Origin of the sequence: Microbacterium sp. I2, assembly GCF_051364985.1 — a bacterium.
GTDB lineage: Bacteria > Actinomycetota > Actinomycetes > Actinomycetales > Microbacteriaceae > Microbacterium.
The window spans coordinates 215578-233875 of record NZ_JBLWIH010000019.1; the positions used below are offsets into that span (position 1 = coordinate 215578).

At 70.6% G+C, this 18298-nt stretch carries 16 protein-coding genes; 13 read left to right on the plus strand and 3 right to left on the minus strand.

Annotation, left to right across the window (positions count from 1 at the left end; all coding sequences use genetic code 11):
- The first annotated feature begins 11 nt into the window (after window positions 1-11).
- The 9 genes from lysA (at window position 12) to ACLKM7_RS14680 (ending at window position 12150) form a co-directional block, all read left to right on the plus strand.
- Entirely contained in the window at window positions 12-1466 is a 1455-nt protein-coding gene (gene lysA, locus ACLKM7_RS14640) for a diaminopimelate decarboxylase (RefSeq protein WP_436447891.1), read from the plus strand.
- A complete protein-coding gene (locus ACLKM7_RS14645) occupies window positions 1463-2776 on the plus strand; it encodes a homoserine dehydrogenase (RefSeq protein ID WP_436447892.1) in 1314 nt (437 codons plus the stop codon). Before lysA ends, ACLKM7_RS14645 begins: the two co-directional genes overlap by 4 nt.
- 5 nt (window positions 2777-2781) lie before the next feature.
- The gene (gene thrC, locus ACLKM7_RS14650; protein ID WP_436447893.1) at window positions 2782-3873 is read left to right on the plus strand and encodes a threonine synthase; all 1092 of its coding nucleotides are present in this window, start codon (window positions 2782-2784) and stop codon (window positions 3871-3873) included.
- Window positions 3870-4817 (plus strand): homoserine kinase, encoded by a 948-nt coding sequence (thrB, locus tag ACLKM7_RS14655; RefSeq protein WP_436447894.1) that lies wholly within the window; start codon window positions 3870-3872, stop codon window positions 4815-4817. The genes thrC and thrB overlap by 4 nt, the downstream gene beginning before the upstream one ends.
- Before the next feature lie 157 nt (window positions 4818-4974).
- The gene (rho, locus tag ACLKM7_RS14660; protein WP_436447895.1) at window positions 4975-7053 is read left to right on the plus strand and encodes a transcription termination factor Rho; all 2079 of its coding nucleotides are present in this window, start codon (window positions 4975-4977) and stop codon (window positions 7051-7053) included.
- Window positions 7054-7082: 29 nt separating this feature from the next.
- Window positions 7083-8162 (plus strand): peptide chain release factor 1, encoded by a 1080-nt coding sequence (gene prfA, locus ACLKM7_RS14665; RefSeq protein WP_436447896.1) that lies wholly within the window; start codon window positions 7083-7085, stop codon window positions 8160-8162.
- Between the two features lie 149 nt (window positions 8163-8311).
- Window positions 8312-8713, plus strand: a complete 402-nt coding sequence (locus ACLKM7_RS14670; RefSeq protein WP_436447897.1) for a hypothetical protein — start codon at window positions 8312-8314, stop codon at window positions 8711-8713.
- An 8-nt stretch (window positions 8714-8721) separates the two neighbouring features.
- Entirely contained in the window at window positions 8722-9276 is a 555-nt protein-coding gene (locus ACLKM7_RS14675; RefSeq protein WP_436447898.1) for a toxin, read from the plus strand.
- Window positions 9277-9357: 81 nt separating this feature from the next.
- Window positions 9358-12150 (plus strand): helix-turn-helix transcriptional regulator, encoded by a 2793-nt coding sequence (locus tag ACLKM7_RS14680; protein WP_436447899.1) that lies wholly within the window; start codon window positions 9358-9360, stop codon window positions 12148-12150.
- Between the two features lie 24 nt (window positions 12151-12174).
- On the opposite strand, the gene epsC is transcribed toward ACLKM7_RS14680, so the two are convergent.
- From epsC to cysK (ACLKM7_RS14695), 3 genes are all read right to left on the minus strand, one after another.
- Complete coding sequence (gene epsC, locus ACLKM7_RS14685) at window positions 12175-12744, minus strand: serine O-acetyltransferase EpsC (RefSeq protein WP_436448052.1); 570 nt, start codon at window positions 12742-12744, stop codon at window positions 12175-12177.
- 8 nt (window positions 12745-12752) lie between these two features.
- Window positions 12753-13706 carry a cysteine synthase A gene (gene cysK / locus ACLKM7_RS14690; protein WP_436448053.1) on the minus strand — a complete coding sequence of 318 codons (954 nt, stop codon included), beginning with the start codon at window positions 13704-13706 and terminating at the stop codon, window positions 12753-12755.
- Between the two features lie 80 nt (window positions 13707-13786).
- Window positions 13787-14725, minus strand: coding sequence for a cysteine synthase A (gene cysK, locus ACLKM7_RS14695; RefSeq protein WP_436447900.1), 939 nt, complete (start codon window positions 14723-14725; stop codon window positions 13787-13789).
- 117 nt (window positions 14726-14842) lie between these two features.
- Here cysK (ACLKM7_RS14695) and prmC point away from each other — a divergent pair, with 117 nt between their 5' ends.
- From prmC to ACLKM7_RS14715, 4 genes are all read left to right on the plus strand, one after another.
- Complete coding sequence (gene prmC, locus ACLKM7_RS14700; RefSeq protein WP_436447901.1) at window positions 14843-15721, plus strand: peptide chain release factor N(5)-glutamine methyltransferase; 879 nt, start codon at window positions 14843-14845, stop codon at window positions 15719-15721.
- Between the two features lie 90 nt (window positions 15722-15811).
- Window positions 15812-16552 carry an L-threonylcarbamoyladenylate synthase gene (locus tag ACLKM7_RS14705; protein WP_436447902.1) on the plus strand — a complete coding sequence of 247 codons (741 nt, stop codon included), beginning with the start codon at window positions 15812-15814 and terminating at the stop codon, window positions 16550-16552.
- The gene (locus tag ACLKM7_RS14710; RefSeq protein WP_436447903.1) at window positions 16549-17742 is read left to right on the plus strand and encodes an MraY family glycosyltransferase; all 1194 of its coding nucleotides are present in this window, start codon (window positions 16549-16551) and stop codon (window positions 17740-17742) included. The genes ACLKM7_RS14705 and ACLKM7_RS14710 overlap by 4 nt, the downstream gene beginning before the upstream one ends.
- On the plus strand, window positions 17739-18266 hold the full coding sequence (locus ACLKM7_RS14715; protein WP_436447904.1) for a hypothetical protein: 528 nt from the start codon (window positions 17739-17741) through the stop codon (window positions 18264-18266). The genes ACLKM7_RS14710 and ACLKM7_RS14715 overlap by 4 nt, the downstream gene beginning before the upstream one ends.
- The last annotated feature ends 32 nt before the right edge of the window (window positions 18267-18298 follow it).

Genomic DNA, 18298 nt, shown 5'->3' on the forward strand with positions numbered 1-18298 from the left:
ATTGGTCCCCCGTGTCCGCTGACCCGCATACCCGCTCCGTCGCTCCTGCGTGGCTGAGGCGCCCCGACGACGCGAACGAGCTCGTCTCAGCCGTCTGGCCGACCACTGCCGCCCGAGACGACGCCGGCGTCCTGCTTCTCGGCGGAATCCCCGCGACCGCGCTGCGCGAGCGATTCGGCACGCCGCTCTACGTCGTGGACGAGGACGAAGTGCGCGCAACCGCCCGCCGCACGCTCGATGCGTTCCGCGCCGCTGCAGCCCTTCACGGCGCGCAGGCGCGCGTGTACTACGCCGGCAAGGCGTTCCTGACGACCGAGGTCGTGCGATGGGTGACCGAGGAGGGCCTCGCCGTCGACGTGTGCACGGGTGGTGAGCTCGCGGTCGCGCTTGCCGCGGGCGCCGATCCGTCACGTCTCGGCTTCCACGGCAACAACAAGTCCGTCGCCGAGCTCGAGCGCGCGGTCGAGGTGGGCATCGGCTCGATCGTGATCGACAGCCCCATCGAGATCGAGCGGCTGGCCGCGATCGTCGAGCGGCGCGGCGCGAAGCAGTCGGTGCTCATCCGCGTCAACAGCGGCGTGCACGCCGAGACGCACGACTTCCTCGCGACGGCACACGAAGATCAGAAGTTCGGTTTCACCCTGACGGATGCCCCGGCCGCGGCCGCCCGCATCCGTGAACTGCCGGGACTCGAGCTCGTGGGCCTCCACTGCCACATCGGGTCGCAGATCTTCGGCACCGCCGGGTTCGAAGAGTCCGCCGCCCGCATCGTCGAGCTGCACGCCGAGCTGCTGCAGGGCGGCGAGCTGCCGGTGCTGAACCTCGGTGGCGGGTTCGGGATCGCGTACACGTCCGTCGATGACCCCACGCCGGTCGAGCAGCTGGCGGTGGGCATCGCCGACGCGGTCGCTCGCCAGTGCGAAGTGCGCGGCATCCCGATGCCGAATCTCGCCTTCGAACCAGGTCGCGCCATCGTCGGCCGCGCCGGCGTCACCCTCTACGAGGTGGGCACCACCAAGCCCGTCGCGCTCGACGGCGGCCTGACCCGCCTGTACGTGAGCGTCGACGGCGGCATGAGCGACAACGCGCGGCCCGCCCTGTACGGGGCGCAGTTCTCGGCGCGCATCGCCTCGCGTGCCGGCGAAGGCGACCCGGTGCTCGCGCGCGTGGTCGGCAAGCACTGCGAATCGGGCGACATCGTGGTGGATGCCGAGTACCTGCCGGGCGACGTCGCCCCGGGTGACCTGCTCGCGGTACCTGCGACCGGCGCCTACTGCTTCTCGCTCGCGAGCAACTACAACTTCGTCCCCCGCCCGCCCGTCGTGGCGCTGCGCGGGGGAGAGGCGCGCGTCATCGTGCGCGGCGAGACGGTCGACGACCTGCTCGCGCGTGACGCCGGACTCACCAGGACCCCCACGGAAGGGATCGACATGCCTGTACAGAGCGAGCGGAGCGAGCCGAAGTGACCGACTACCGACGTCTTCGCGTCGCACTGCTGGGAGCCGGCTCGGTCGGCTCGCAGGTCGCGGGGCTGCTGCGCCAGCACGCCGATGAACTCGCCGATCGTGCGGGCGCCCGTCTCGAGCTCGTGGGCATCGCGGTGCGCGACCTGGATGCCCCGCGCGATGTCGAGCTGCCGCGCGAGCTGCTGACGACGGATGCCGAGACGCTCATCGTCGGCGCCGACATCGTCATCGAGCTGATGGGTGGCATCGAGCCTGCTCGCACCTACGTGCTGCAGGCGATCAACTCCGGCGCCGACGTCGTCACGGGCAACAAGGCCCTGCTCGCGACCCACGGTCCCGAGATCTTCGACGCCGCCGATCAGGTGGGCGCCGAGGTCTACTACGAAGCGGCTGCGGCGGGAGCCATCCCGATCATCCGGCCGCTGCGCGACTCGCTCGCGGGCGACCGTGTGCAGCGCATCATGGCGATCGTCAACGGGACGACCAACTACATCCTCGACCGCATGGACACCGAAGGCGCCCAGTTCGCGGACGTCCTGGCCGACGCCCAGCGTCTCGGCTATGCCGAGGCCGACCCCACCGCCGACGTCGAAGGCTTCGACGCGGCGCAGAAGGCTGCCATCCTGGCGAGCCTCGCCTTCCACACGGCGGTGCCGCTGGATGCGGTCCACCGTGAGGGCATCACGTCGATCGACAAGTCCATGATGGACTCGGCACGGCACGCCGGGTACGTCATCAAGCTCCTCGCCGTGTGCGAGCGTCTCACCGGCCCCGAGGGCGAGTCCATCTCGGTGCGCGTGTACCCCACGCTCATCGATCGTGCGCACCCACTGGCGAGCGTCCACGGCGCGAACAACGCGGTCTTCGTGCAGGCAGAGGCAGCAGGCAACCTCATGTTCTACGGCGCCGGAGCCGGCGGCGTGCAGACCGCGTCGGCCGTGCTCGGAGACGTCGTCTCGGCCGCTCGCCGCCACATCGCGGGCGGCGTCGGCGTGGGCGAGTCCACGCTGGCGAACCTGCCGGTGGTGCCGGTCGGGCACGTCACGACGAGGTACCACATCACTCTCGAGGTCGACGACCAGCCGGGCGTGCTGGCGACGGTCGCCGGCATCCTCAGCGAGGGACGCGTCTCGATCGCGACGGTCGAGCAGACCGTCGTCGGCGACGGCGAGGCGGGCAGCGGCATCGCACGGCTCGTCATCGGAACACACAAGGCTTTGGAGCAGGACCTCAGCGAGACGGTCGACCGTCTCGCCGCGAGCGGCGTCGTCGAGCGCGTCGTCTCGGTCCTGCGTGTGGAAGGAGACTGACCGACATGGCAGCACACGTCTGGCGCGGAGTTCTGCGCGAATACGCCGACCGGCTGGGTGTCACCGACACCTCGACGGTGGTCACCCTCGGCGAGGGCGGCACGCCCCTGCTTCCCGCTCCCGCCCTTTCGCGGCGCACCGGCGCCGACGTCTGGGTGAAGTTCGAGGGGATGAACCCCACCGGCTCGTTCAAGGACCGCGGCATGACCGTCGCGGTCTCGCGCGCCATCGAACACGGCGCGAAGGCGGTCATCTGCGCGTCGACGGGCAACACCTCGGCCTCCGCGGCGGCATACGCCGCCCACGCCGGCATCACCGCGGCTGTGCTGGTGCCCGAGGGCAAGATCGCGATGGGCAAGCTCAGCCAGGCCGTCGCGCACAACGGGCGGCTCATCCAGATCCGCGGCAACTTCGACGACTGCCTCGAGATCGCGCGCGAGCTCGCCGACAACTACCCGGTGCACCTGGTCAATTCGGTCAACCCCGACCGCATCGACGGGCAGAAGACCGCGGCGTACGAGGTCGTCGAGCAGCTCGGCGACGCCCCCGACTTCCACTTCATCCCCGTCGGCAACGCGGGCAATTACACCGCGTACACGCGTGGATACCGCGAAGAGGCCGAGTCCGGCGTCTCGACCCGCGTCCCGCGCATGTTCGGCTTCCAGGCCGAGGGCTCCGCACCACTCGTGCGCGGCGAGATCGTGAAGAACCCCGAGACGGTCGCCAGCGCGATCCGCATCGGCAACCCCGCGTCGTGGGAGCTCGCTCTCGAAGCGCGCGAGGCCACTGACGGCTGGTTCGGCGCGATCGACGACGACCGGATCCTCGCCGCCCAGAAGCTTCTCTCGGGCGAGGTGGGCATCTTCGTCGAGCCCGCGTCGGCGATCAGCGTGGCCGGACTGCTCGATCGCGTGGAGCAGGGCGTGGTCCCCGCGGGCGCGCGCGTCGTGCTCACGGTCACCGGCCACGGCCTGAAGGACCCGCAGTGGGCCCTCCGCAACGCCGACGGCACCCAGGTCGCGCCCACCGTGGTCGACGCGTCGACGTCGGACGTGGCATCCGTTCTCGATCTCGCACCCGTCCAGGCCACCACGTGAACGCAGCCGTCTCTCCGGAGCCCGGGCGACGGGTCGTCGTCCGGGTCCCGGCGACGAGCGCGAATCTCGGCCCGGGCTTCGACACCCTGGGTCTGGCCCTGAGCGTCTACGACGAGCTGGACGTGACGGCGCTGCCCGAGGGCGAGCTCGAGATCACCGTGGAGGGCGAGGGCACCGAGGACGTGCCCCGCGACGCGTCCCACCTCGTGGTGCGCGCGATCGCGTTCGCCTACGAATCCGTGGGACGACGGATGCCGGGCCTCCGGCTCGTCGCCAGGAACGTCATCCCGCACGGCCGCGGCCTCGGCTCGTCGGGAGCGGCCGTCGTCTCGGGCCTCCTCGCGGCCAGGGGCCTGCTCGAGGGCGACGTCGAGTTCGGTCCCGATGCGCTGCTGCGCCTGGCCACCGAACTCGAGGGCCACCCCGACAACGTCGCTCCGGCGCTGTTCGGCGGCCTGACGATCGCGTGGGTCGACGACGGCGTGCCGCAGCACAAGAAGCTGCTGGTGCACCGCGGCGTGTCGCCGCTGGTGTTCGTGCCCGAGTTCACGATGTCGACAAAGCTCGCGCGCAGCCTTCAACCGCTGCACGTGCCTCGTGAGGACGCGGTGTTCAACGTCTCGCGCTCGGCCCTGCTCATCGCGGCGCTGACTCAGAGCCCGGAGCTTCTCCAGGCTGCGACTGAGGACAAGCTGCACCAGAACTACCGTGCGAGCGCCATGCCCGAGACCGATGCGCTGGTGCGCGCGCTGCGCGCCGACGGTTTCGCGGCCGTCGTCTCCGGCGCCGGCCCGAGCGTCCTCGTGCTGGCCGACGGACCCGGACGCCGCCTCGAGGCCGCAGCCCTCGCGAAGACCGTCACCGACACCCCGTGGGAGGGCCTCATGCTCGCCGTCGACTTCAAGGGTGGTACAGTGAGGGAGTACGCGGAGGGTTCCACGTAACACGTGAATCTGGCCTCCGTCGCAATTCTGCGAATCCACTGCACGACCCCCGAACCTGCCGAAGGTCTCTGAGCACCATCTCGGTCTCTCATGCCGTCGACAGGTATTCGACGGGCTGATCAGCCCGCCGATCACCGGGGAGAAGCTGCCGAGCAGCATGCGCCGTGCGATCGTGCACCATCGTTCGTTTCACAAGGGAGAACTCGTGGAGTCCATCTCCGAGATCCACACTGACGCCCAGGCCGACGAGCGCGCGGACGCGCCTGACGCCCAGACCGTCGAGACAACCGTCGCGTCGGAAGACGCCGGCGCCACTGCCGAGCAGGCCGCTCCGGCGGCCGAGGCCGAGGCGGCGCCTGCCGAAGACGCCGCGCCGGCCGAGGAGGCCGCGCCCGAGGCTCCGGCCGAGGAGGCCGCGCCCGCTGAGGACGCCGCTCCGGCCGCCGAGGCTCCGGCCGAGCCTGAGGCTCCGGCCGCCGAGGCCGCGCCGGTCGAGGCGCCCGCCCCGGTGAAGGCGCCGCGCAAGCGCGCCCCGCGCCGCGCCAAGAGCACGGATGCCGCGGCTGCCGCCGCACCCGCCGAGACGCCTGCCGAGGCACCTGCTGAGCCGGCCGCGGAGGTGGCCACGCCGGCCGCCGAGACCGCCGACGCGGCTCCCGCCGAGGCTGAGGCATCCGTCGACTCCATCGTCGAGGCGCCCGCCGAGACGGCGGAGAAGGCCGAGACCACCGAAGCGCCCGCTGAAGCCGCCGAAGCGCCCGCCGAGACGGGCGAGCAGCCCGCCGAGGGCGACGGCGCCGAGACGACCGGTCGCGGTCGTGGCCGCAGCCGCAGCCGCAGCCGCAACCGCGGACAGAACGGGGCCGCCCAGGGCGGTCAGGCCGGTCAGGGCGCTCAGAACCAGCAGTCGCAGGCGCCCGCGGTCGATGCGGCCAAGGCCGACGCCGCCGACGACGAGCAGCCGCAGGCCGGCGGCCGCAACCGTCAGCGCAACAAGCGTCGCGGCACCCAGACCGGTGACGAGTTCGACACCGAGATCGGCGAGGACGACGTCCTCATCCCGATCGCCGGCATCCTGGACGTGCTCGACAACTACGCGTTCGTGCGCACGACCGGCTACCTGCCCGGCCCCAGCGACGTCTACGTCTCGCTCGGCCAGGTCAAGAAGTACAACCTGCGCAAGGGCGACGCCGTCGTCGGTGCGATCAAGCAGCCGCGCGAGGGCGAGCAGTCCAGCCGCCAGAAGTACAACGCCCTGGTCAAGGTCGACGCGGTCAACGGCCTGTCGGTCGACGACGCCGCGACGCGTGTCGAGTTCGGCAAGCTGACGCCGCTCTACCCGCAGGAGCGCCTGCGCCTCGAGACCGCGCCCGAGAAGCTGACGCAGCGCATCATCGACCTCGTCGCCCCGATCGGCAAGGGCCAGCGCGGCCTCATCGTCGCGCCGCCCAAGGCCGGTAAGACGATCGTGCTGCAGCAGATCGCCAACGCGATCGCGACGAACAACCCCGAGGTGCACCTCATGGTCGTGCTCGTCGACGAGCGGCCCGAAGAGGTCACCGACATGCAGCGCACGGTCAAGGGCGAGGTCATCGCCTCGACGTTCGACCGTCCTGCCGAAGACCACACCACGGTCGCCGAGCTCGCCATCGAGCGCGCCAAGCGCCTGGTCGAGCTCGGCCGCGACGTCGTCGTGCTGCTCGACTCGATCACCCGCCTGGGCCGCGCCTACAACATCTCGGCTCCGACGTCGGGCCGCGTGCTGACCGGCGGTGTCGACGCCTCGGCGCTGTACCCGCCCAAGCGCTTCTTCGGCGCCGCGCGCAACATCGAGAACGGCGGATCGCTCACGATCCTCGCGACCGCGCTCGTCGAGACCGGCTCCAAGATGGACGACGTCATCTTCGAGGAGTTCAAGGGCACCGGCAACAGCGAGCTGCGGCTGAACCGCCAGCTCGCCGACAAGCGCATCTTCCCGGCGGTCGACGTCAACGCGTCCTCCACCCGCCGCGAAGAGATGCTGCTCTCGGCCGACGAGGTCAAGATCACCTGGAAGCTGCGCCGCGCGCTGGCCGGACTCGACCCCCAGCAGGCGCTCGAGGTCGTGCTCGGCAAGCTCAAGGAGACGCAGTCCAACGTCGAGTTCCTCGTGCAGATGCAGAAGTCGATCCCGGCTCCGACACGCGACGCTCACAGCGGCGGGCACAGCCACGCGCACGACAACAGCATCCGCTGAGCCGCGAGGCCAGTGAGCAGGGGAGCACCGTGTTCGACTCCGTGAAGGGGCTGATCGACGAGCACGCCGCGGTCCAGGCCGAGCTGTCCGACCCGGCGGTCCACGCCGACGCGGCGCGGGCCAAGAGGGTGAACCGGCGCTACGCCGAGCTGTCGCGCATCGTGAAGGCGCACGAGGACTGGGTCGCGGCATCCGCTGATCTCGATGCCGCGCGCGAGCTCGCCCGTGAAGACGACGCCTTCGCCGACGAGGTTCCCGTGCTGGAGCAGAAGCTCGCGGACGCTCAGGAGCGGCTGCGGCGTCTGCTGATCCCGCGCGACCCCGACGATGCCCGCGACGTGATCATGGAGATCAAGCAGGGCGAGGGCGGCGCCGAATCGGCGCTGTTCGCCGCCGACCTGCTTCGCATGTACCTGCAGTACGCCGCCTCGAAGGGGTGGAAGACCGAGCTGCTCGAGCGCAGCGAGTCCGACCTGGGCGGCTACAAAGAGGTCCAGGTGGCGATCAAGGGGTCCTCGTCCGACCCCGCACAGGGGGTGTGGGCGCACCTGAAGTACGAGGGCGGCGTGCACCGCGTGCAGCGCGTGCCCGCGACCGAGTCGCAGGGCCGCATCCACACCTCGACGACCGGCGTGCTGGTCTTCCCCGAGGTCGACGAGCCGGACGAGATCGAGATCAATCCCAGCGACCTCAAGATCGACGTGTTCCGCTCGTCGGGCCCGGGTGGGCAGTCGGTCAACACGACCGACTCGGCCGTGCGCATCACCCATCTCCCGACCGGCATCGTCGTGTCGATGCAGAACGAGAAGTCGCAGCTGCAGAACCGCGAGGCGGGGATGCGGGTGCTCCGCGCCCGGCTGCTCGCGCGCCAGCAGGAGGAGCGTGAGGCGGCGGCATCCGATGCCCGCCGGTCGCAGATCCGCGGCATGGACCGCTCCGAGCGCATCCGCACGTACAACTTCCCCGAGAACCGCATCGCCGACCATCGCACCGGCTACAAGGCGTACAACCTCGACCAGGTCATGGACGGCGCGCTCGGCCCCGTCGTCGACGCGGCGATCCAGGCCGACGAAGAGGCGCGCCTCGCCGCCCTCGGCACCGACGACTGACCCGTCTTCGGCCGGATCTGCACAGAATCGGAGATTCCGGCCGACGCGCCGGGATCGGATGCTGCGACGCGGTGTGTCGCGAGAACTCTCCGATTCTGTACACCGACCACTGACCGCGCGTCGGGGGAACGGGGCGCTAAAGTCGGCACGTGTTCGCGTTTCTGATCCGCGCCCTGACGTTCATCGTCTCGGCCGCGCTCGGCCTCATCCTCGCCGACCTCCTGCTCGAGGGCTTCCACATCGACTGGAGCGATTGGTGGGGCTTCGTGCTCGCGGTGCTGATCTTCGCGCTCATCCAGAGCGTCCTCGCGCCGCTCGTGTCGCGGTTCACGCGCCGCCACGCGCCGGCGCTGCTCGGCGGGATCGGCATCCTCTCGACGTTCGTCTCGATCGTGATCGTGGTGCTCATCCCGGGTGCCGGCATCAGCATCTCGCAGCCGCTGGCATGGATCGTCGCACCGCTCATCGTTTGGCTCGTCACGGCGGTGGCGACGTGGCTCGTGCCGCCGCTGTTCATCAAGGACGACCGGCGCGAAGAGCGCAGGGCATAGCCCAGCGGATGCCGCAGCACCCTCGTCGCATCCGCGTCGTCGGCATCTCGGGCTCGGGCAAGACGACGCTCGCAGCCGAGATCGCCCGGCGCGCAGGCCTGCCGCATCTCGAGCTCGACGCGGTGTTCTGGGACGCCGGCTGGCAGCTCCGCCGTCTCGATGAGGCGCACCGGATCATCGAGGAGTTCATCGCGACGAACCCCGACGGCTGGGTGATCGACGGCAACTGGACCTCGCGACTGGACGGCAGGCTCGATCCCGGGTCACGCGGTGGATCGGACCTGGTCGTGTGGCTGGACTATCCACGATCCATCGTGATGGCGAGGCTGGTGCGGCGCACGCTGCGGCGCGGGCTCCTTCGTGAGGAGCTCTGGCACGGCAATCGCGAGCGTCCCTCCACGTGGTTCGCTCGCGATCCCGAGAGGAACATCCTCCGCTGGGCGTGGGTACAGCACGCGGCGGTGCGTGAGCGGATGAAGGCGCACAGCCACGAGTGGCCTCTCGTGCGCATCCAGCGCCCGCGCGATCTCGACGCATGGCTGGCCGGTCTCGGCCGCGAGTGACCTGCCGACGGCTCACGCACCGAGGCGGGCCGCCACGTCGTGCTGGACCGCGCGTCCGAGCCCGGTGGGATGATGGACCTCATGCAGATCGGACGCGTTCCTCTCGTCGGCCGGCAGGCGGATGTGGGGGCGCTGCGCGACGAGATCGCGGCTGTCGGGCAGACGGGTCGCGCTGTCGTGGTCTCCGGCGACGCAGGAATGGGCAAGACCCGGCTGCTGCGCGACTTCACCGATGGGCTCGACGACGTCGTCGTCGTGCGTGGAGCGTGCGTCGACTCCGGATCCGGTCCTGCGCCCCTCACGGCAGTGACCGACCTGTTGCGCGACCTGGTCGACGCGCTGGGCGTCGAGACCGTCCGGCGCGCGGCGGGCGCGGGCACGGATGCCCTCGGCGTGCTCGTGCCGGCGCTCGGCGATGCGCCCGGCGACGCCGAGCGACTCGCCGACGTGGTGGTCGAGACGATCTCGGAGCTGGCTCGCTCGCATCGGCTCGCCGTCGTCATCGAGGACCTGCATTGGGCCGACGGTACGACGAGCGAGATCGCGTCGCGGCTCGTCCGCCGCGCCGCGGTGGATCCGCTGTTCGTGCTGCTGTCGTATCGCACCGATGACGTGGGGCGTGGCCATCCGCTCCGGCCGATCCTGGCCGAGCTCGACCGCGCACGGCTGCTGACGCATCGCCCGCTCTCGCGACTGAGCCCGGCCGATGTCGCGATTCTCGCCACGGCTGTGCACGACGGCCCCCTCGCCACCGACGTGCTGCTCGACATCGCGACGCGCAGCGACGGGATCCCGTTCTATGTCGAGGAGCTCGCCAGCTTCAGCGGCGAGCGGCTTCCCATGTCTCTGCGCGAGGTGCTGCTGCTTCGGTACGAGCGGCTGGATGCCGACGCTCGCCGTTTCGCACGCATCCTTGCGACGGGCGGGGTCGAGGTGACGCATCCGGTGCTGCGCGGCGTCTTCGACGGCGACGAGGCCGCGCTCGAGGAGGCAGTGCGCACCGCCGTGGACGCGCAGGTCGTGGTGATCCGCGACGACGCGTACGCGTTCCGCCATGCGCTGATGCAGGAGGCGGTGTATGCGGAGTTGCTGCCCACCGAGCGGACGCGGCTTCACACCGCCTATGCCGTCGCGCTCGAGGCATCGCCGCCGACGCCGCGCGTGCTGGCCGATATCGCGCACCACTGGCGCGCTGCTCACGTGCCCGATCGCGCGCTGGCGGCCGCGGTGGCGGCACAGCGGGCGGCAAGCCGTGCCTCCGCGTGGTCGACCGCGGCCGAAGCGGGGGAGCGGGCGCTCGAGCTGTGGAACGCCGTGCCTGATCCTGAGGGCGTGACCGGCATGCGGCGCGTGGACCTGCTGCGCCGCACCTCGGGCGCCCTCGTGTCGGCCAATCGCCAGGAGCGCGCTCTCGCCTTCGCGCAGGAGGCCGTTGCGTTGTGGCCGGAGGAAGACACGGTGGGTCGCGCGGCGATCCTGGCCGACCTCGCGACGAGCGAGCTTCAGGTCGGCGTGTCGGACGGAGTGGCGAGCATCGAGCAGGCCCTGGCCATCCTCGGTGACGACCCTGCCCACGATCTGCAGCGGGCAGGACTGCTGCTGAGCTCCGCGCGCGTGCACATGCTCAACGGCCGTCAGCGCGCCGGGATCGAGGTCGCAGAGCGGGCTCGCGAGACCGCTGAGCTGGCGGCCGCGGCAGGAGACCCGGACGCGGCCGAGATCGTGGTGCAGGCCATGCTCATCACGGCCACATGCCTTGTCACGGGCGGCGATCCCGCGGGCCTCGCGCTGTTCGAGGAGGCGCGCTCGCGCGCGACGGGGTTCGCGCGGCCGCTGATGAGGTATTACATCAACTATTCCAACGCGCTGATGCTGGTCGGTCGCTACGACGAGGCGATCGCGGTGGCGCGAGAGGGCCTGGACTACGGCAAGGCGCAGGTGGTCGACACCGGTCCGCTCGTGATGCTGGAGGCCAACGTGATCGAGGCGCTCATGTACTCGGGGCGGATGCGGCAGGCAGAGGAGCTCGGAAGCCGCATGCTGCCCATGATGGAGCCCGGGCTGTACTCGGCCTTCTTGCGCGAAAGACTGGTGTGCCTCGCGATCTGGCGCGGGCACATCGCGGATGCAGAGGCCGCGCTCGGAACCGCGCGCCGTGAGCTCGACATGTTCGGTGCGTACGAATTCCAGACGCGGTTCGGCATGACCTACGACCTCGGGCAGCTGGCCTTGGCGCGGGATGACCCGCACGCGGCGCTCGAGTGGGCCGGCACCGCGTGCTCGGCCACCAACGGCGGAGTGCTCGTCCTGCCGCTGACCGCCGTCGCGGCTCACGCGATCGCGTTGCTGCGTGAGACGGGGGAGGATGCCGACACCCGGCCGTTCCGCGCGGTGCTCGAGTCGTTCCGTGACTGGCCGGTGACCCGGCTGTGGAACGCCGTCTTCGCGGCCGAGCTCGGCGAGGGTGCGTGGCAGGAGGCGATCGACGCGGACGGCCCCGCCTACATTCGGGCGTACGCCCGAGTACGGCACGCCGAAGCACTGCTGGCGTCGGGCGACCGCTCTGCGGCGCGGGACGCGCTCGCCGCCGCAGCGTCCTTCGCCGATGACATCGGCGCGGACGGCCTCGCGGCCCGCGCGAGAGAGCTGTCGTCGAATGCCGGACTGGAGGGCGCAGCGCCGCAGTCGGTGCTGACCGCGCGCGAGGAGCAGGTGCTCGAACTCGTCGCCGAGGGACTCAGCAACAGCCAGATCGCCGAGCGGCTGTACATCAGCGTCAAGACCGTCTCGGTGCACGTCTCGGCGATCCTGCGCAAGCTCGACGTGCCGTCGCGCACGGCGGCCGCGGCCGTCTACCGCAGCACGGCCGCGTGACGCGGCATCCGTCCTGCCGCCGCGTCAGATGACGTAGTCGGGAGCCGTGAGCAGGGCGCGCGTCTCTTCGCCGATGCGGCGGGCGCGCGGCTTGGCGGGGACTCCGACGAGCACGCTGTCGGCCGGCGCGTCCTTGGTGACGACGGCATTCGCGCCGACGACCGAGCCCGCACCGATGGTGATCGGGCCGAGGATCTTCGCGCCCGCACCGACGGCGACGCCGTCTTCGAGGGTGGGATGCCGCTTTCCGCCTTCGCGCTGACGTCCGCCGAGCGTCACGCCGTGGTAGAGCATGACGTCATCGCCGACCTCGGCGGTCTCGCCGATCACGACGCCCATGCCGTGGTCGATGAAGAACCGGCGGCCGATCGTCGCCCCGGGGTGGATCTCGATGCCGGTGATCCAGCGCGTGATCTGCGAACCGGCCCGTGCGACGAAGCGGGCCCGCCGCGTCCACAGGGCGTGCCACACCCGGTGCGCCCAGATCGCGTGCAGGCCGGGATACAGGAGCGCGATCTCGAGCCCACCGCGGGCGGCGGGGTCGCGCAGCTTGGCGGCCGAGAGATCTTCGCGCACACGCGCGACGAATCCGATGCGTTCGGTCACTTCTTGTCGGCCTCCGGTTCGCGCAGGTGTTCGTACAGGGCCGTCGACAGGTAGCGCTCGCCCGAGTCGGGCACGATCACCACGATCCGCTGCCCGACCGCCTCGGGCCGTGCCGCGATCTGCAGCGCCGCCCATACGGCGGCGCCCGCCGACATTCCGCCGAGGATGCCTTCGCGGGTCGCGAGCTCGCGGGCGACGCGGATCGCGTCGTCGAACTCGACGTCGAAGATCTCGTCGACGACGGATCGGTCGAGCACGTCCGGCACGAAGTTCGGGCCGATGCCCTGGATGCGATGCCCACCGGCCCGGCCCTCGGTCAGCACGGGGGAGTCCTTGGGCTCGACGAGCACGATCCTGGCATCCGGATTCCGCTGCTTCAGCACCTGGCCCACTCCGGTGACGGTGCCGCCGGTGCCTGAACCTGCGACGAACCAGTCGACGCGGCCGTCGGTGTCGCGCCAGATCTCTTCGGCGGTGGTGCGGCGGTGGATCCTCGCGTTCGCCTCGTGCTCGAACTGACGCGCCAGCACGGCGCCCGGCGTCTCGGCGGCGATGCGCTTGGCCGTCTCGACGGCCTCGGTCATACCCTTGTACGGGTCGGTGAGCACGAGCTCGGCCCCGTACGCCTTGAGCAGGGTGCGGCGCTCCTTCGACATCGACGCCGGCATCGTGAGAATCACCTTGTAGCCGCGGGCCGCGCCGATCAGTGCGAGGGCGATGCCGGTGTTGCCGCTGGTCGACTCGACGATGGTGCCGCCCGGAGCGAGCTCGCCCGCCTCTTCGGCAGCTTCCACGAGGGCGTAGCCCAGACGATCCTTGACCGATGAGCCGGGGTTGTAGAACTCGAGCTTGGCCAGCACCTCCGCCCCGAGACCCTCGGTGAGCGCGTTGAGGCGCACCAGCGGGGTCTCACCGAACGCGGTGGTGATGTCGGAATGGATGCCGGGCACGGAGCGCTCCTCGGATCGGTCGGGTGAGACGACGACGGCGCGACGACGCCCGAGCGGGCCCGTCGCGCCGTCGTTGCGTGTCAATCCTCCCGCAGATCCTCGAAGAGCGCGGTCGACAGGTAGCGCTCGCCGGTGTCGGGGGCGACGACGACGATCTTCTTGCCGGCGTTCTCGGGCCGTGCGGCCAGCTGCAGCGCGGCCCACACGGCGGCGCCGCTGGAGATCCCGACGAGGATGCCCTCCTTGGCGGCGAGGTCGCGCGAGGTCGAGATGGCGTCCTCGAACTCGACGGTGACGACCTCGTCGAACACGTCGGTGTCGAGGATGGGCGGTACGAAGTTCGGTCCGATGCCCTGGATCTTCGCGGGGCCGGGGGTGCCGGTGGACAGCAGCGGCGAGGCCGACGGCTCGACGGCGACGACGCGGACGTCGGGCTTGCGCTCCTTGAGCACCTGGCCGACACCGGTGATGGTGCCCCCGGTGCCGACGCCGGCGACGAAGATGTCGACGTCGCCGTCGGTGTCTCGCCAGATCTCCTCGGCGGTGGTCTTGCGGTGGATCTCGCGGTTGGCCTCGTTCTCGAACTGCTTCGCGAGGATCGCGCCGGGCGTCTCGCCGGCGATGCGCTCGGCCTCGGCGACAGCGCCCTTCATGCCGCCGGCGGGGTCGGTCAGATGCAGCGTCGCGCCGAATGCCTTGAGCAAGACTCGACGCTCGACCGACATCGACGAGGGCATCGTCAGGATGACGTTGTAGCCGCGCGCCGCGCCGACGAGCGAGAGGGCGATGCCGGTGTTGCCGCTGGTCGCCTCGACGATGGTGCCACCGGGCTGGAGAGCGCCGGATGCCTCGGCGGCGTCGACGATGGCGATGCCGAGACGGTCCTTAACGCTGGATCCGGGGTTGTAGAACTCGAGCTTGGCGTACACCTCGGCGCCGGCGCCGTCGGTGACCCGATTCAGGCGGACCAGCGGTGTGTTGCCGAAAGCAGCAGTGATGTCGGGATGAATGCCGGGCATGTTCGAGCCTTTCGCGCGGGATCTGCGGATGCGGCACCAGCCTAGAGGGAGCACTTCGCTGTGAGTCGTTGTATGACATGGAGCCGGTGCGCCGCGGGCATAGGCTGGGTGGCCGACATGCCCTCTCCGGATCCCGCCCTCTCGCTTTCCGCTTCGCTCCAGCGCGCCGCCGAACGGCTCGCCGCGGCCGGCATTCCCGATCCCGCCGTCGACGTCGAGCTGCTCGCGGGCTTCGTGCTCGGCACCGGCCGCGGGGGAGTGCAGGCGGCCGCGCTGCGCGGCGCCGACATCACCGCCGATGATGCCCGGCGGCTCGAGGAGCTCGTGACGCGTCGTGCGACACGCGAACCGCTGCAGCACATCACGGGCCTGGCACCCTTCCGCCACCTCGAACTGCGGGTCGGACCGGGCGTCTTCGTGCCGCGGCCCGAGACCGAGATCGTCGCCCAGCTGGCCATCGACGCGCTGCGGGCAGCGGCATCCCCATCTCCCATCGCGGTCGATCTCGGCACCGGAAGCGGCGCGATCGCCCTCGCGATGGCCACCGAGGTTCCCCACGCGCGGGTGTTCGCCGCCGAGAACTCGGTCGACGCGTTCGTGTGGACCAAGGAGAACTTCGAGCGCGTCGGCGCCGGCAACGCGCAGCTCGCCTACATCGACCTCGCTCATGCGTTCCCCGAGCTGGACGGCACGGTCTCGGTCGTCGCGTCCAACCCTCCGTATGTTCCGGATGCCGCGATCCCGCGTGACCCGGAGGTGCGGTTCTACGACCCGCCGGCGGCGCTCTACGGCGGCGCGGACGGGCTGGACGTCGTCCGCGTGCTGAGCGAGGTGGGCCTGCGCCTGGCTCACCCCGGCGGGACGATCGTGATCGAGCACGGGGAGTGGCAGGGCGAAGAGATCCGCGCCATCCTCACCGCCGACGGCTGGCGTGCGGCATCGACGCACCCCGACCTGACGATGCGCGATCGCGCCACCACCGCTCTGCGCCCGTGACGCCCGCGGCCGACCCGGGGGGTCGCGTCGCCGCGCGCCGACGGCGGCGAAGCGGGGGAGCGCCCTGCTCCGGACTAAACTGGCGGCGATATGTCCCCGATCTTCGACTGCCGTGATGAGGCGCAGCTGCTCACCGGCATGCGCCAGGCGCGCCAGGCCATCGGCCGCGGCGAACTGGTCGTGATCCCCACCGACACCGTCTACGGCGTGGCCGCCGATGCCTTCGACGCAAAAGCGGTCGAGCGGCTGCTGGCGGCGAAGGGCCGAGGCCGACAGTCGCCCCCTCCGGTCCTGGTCGCCGGGATCACGACGCTGCGGGCACTCGTGGCCGACGTGCCCGAGCCTGTGGAGCGGCTCGTCGAGGCGTTCTGGCCGGGCGGGCTCACGATCGTCCTTCCCGCGCAGCCGTCGCTGTCATGGGATCTCGGTGACACCAACGGGACGGTGGCCGTGCGGATGCCCGAGCACCGGATCGCCCTCGAGCTCCTCGAAGAGACCGGACCCCTCGCCGTCTCGAGCGCGAACCTCACGGGCATGGCAGCGGGCATCACCGCCGAGGACGCGGAGGGGATGCTGAAGGACAGCGTCGCGGTGTACCTCAGCGACGGTCCGTCCAAGACCGGCGTCGCCTCGACGATCATCGACGCGACGAGCCTGGTGGGCGGCGCCGAGCCCCTCGTCCGCGTACTGAGAGAAGGAGCCGTCGACCGCGCCCGGCTGCGCGAGGTGCTCGGCGACCTGCTCGAGCCCGACCCCGTGCCCGAGTACGGCGACGAGGTCGCCGCCCCCGAGGTGCAGGGGCCTCCGCAACCGGAATCCGACGGCGCGTGAAGCAGTACGTCTTCACGATCCTGCTGACCGCCGCGGTCACCTTCGTCCTGTCGTGGGCGGTGTGGCGGCTGAGCCTGAAGTACAAGCTGTATCCGGGCATCCGCGAGCGCGACGTCCACAAGACCCCGACCCCGCGCCTGGGCGGGATCGCCATGTTCCTCGGTGTGGTGGCGGCGTTCGCGGTGTCGTCGCAGCATCCGTTCTTCGCCATCGTCTGGTCGCAGCCGCACGAGATCTACGCGCTGCTGGGCGCCACCGGCCTCATCGTGCTGGTGGGCGTCTTCGACGATCTGTGGGATCTGGACTGGACCATCAAGCTCGGCGCGCAGTTCCTCGCCGCCGGCGTGATCGCGTGGTTCGGCAAGCTGCAGATCTACACGCTGCCGCTGGGCGGAATGACCATCTTCTCCTCGTGGGCGAGCTTCGCCCTCACGGTGCTCTCGATCGTGGTCGTCATGAATGCCGTCAACTTCATCGACGGCCTCGACGGCCTCGTCGCGGGGGTGTGCCTCATCGCGAACGCGGTGTTCTTCGCGTACTCCTACATGGTGTTCCGCGACACCGGCGCCAGCAGCTACTTCAACCTCGCGTCCTTCATCGCGGCGGTGCTCATCGGCGCGTGCATCGGCTTCCTGCCGCTGAACTGGAGTCCGGCGAGACTGTTCATGGGGGATGCCGGGGCGTTGATGCTGGGCCTGCTCATGGCGTGCTCGGCCATCTCGATCACCGGCAACTTCGACCCGGCCATGATGGGCGACAACGACGAGTTCGGCCGTTCGCAGCTGCTCGGTGCCTTCATCCCGATCCTGCTGCCGGTCGTGGTGGTGCTGCTGCCGCTGCTCGACTTCGGCCTGGCCGTCGTGCGACGGATGAGCCGAGGCAAGTCGCCGTTCTCTCCCGACCGCAAGCACCTGCACCACCGCATGCTGGACATGGGTCACTCCGACCGCGATGCCGTGCTGATCTTCTACGCCTGGACCGCGCTGGTCAGCATCTCGGTGCTGCTGATGTACATCGGCACGACACTGGAGTGGCCCGGCGACTATCTGATCGGCGTCGCCTACGGCGTCGTGGGCGTCGCGGCGTGCCTGGTCGTGACCTTCCTGCCCTCGCGCCGTCCGCCGCAGCCCGCAGAGGCCGCCCCTGTGGCGGCGCCCTCACCCGAACCCTCGACGGAGAACGTCCGATGACCCCCAGCCCCGTCTCCAGCACACCGATCCTGCGCACCGTCCTGGTGTGGTCGGGCACCGTCACGGCGGTCCTCGCCGTCGTCGGGGCGGTCGTCGGCTACCTCGTCGCCGGGCCGACCGGCATGTGGAGCGCCCTGATCGGCGTGCTCGTGGCCGCGGTGTTCCTCGGCATCACCGGCGCCAGCATCCTGATCGCCAACCGCTGGTACGGCGATGCGCTGTACGTGCCGCTGTTCTTCGGGATCGTGCTGGGCGGCTGGATCCTCAAGTTCGTCGTCTTCATCGTCGCGCTGCTGCTGCTGCGCGACCAGCCGTGGATCGAGCCCACCGTCTTCTTCGTGGCCGTCGTGGTGAGCGTCTTGGCCTCGCTCGTGGTCGACGTGGTCGTGCTGCTGCGCATGCGCGTGCCTCACGTGAGCGATGTGGAGCTTCCGACGGATCCGGATGCCGGAGACCGTACCGACGACGGACCCGGCGCGGACCGCCCCGGACCCGCGGCGGATTCAGGGACCTCTCAAGTTTGATAGGCTGACTGAGCGCCCGCCCACTCGCTCTG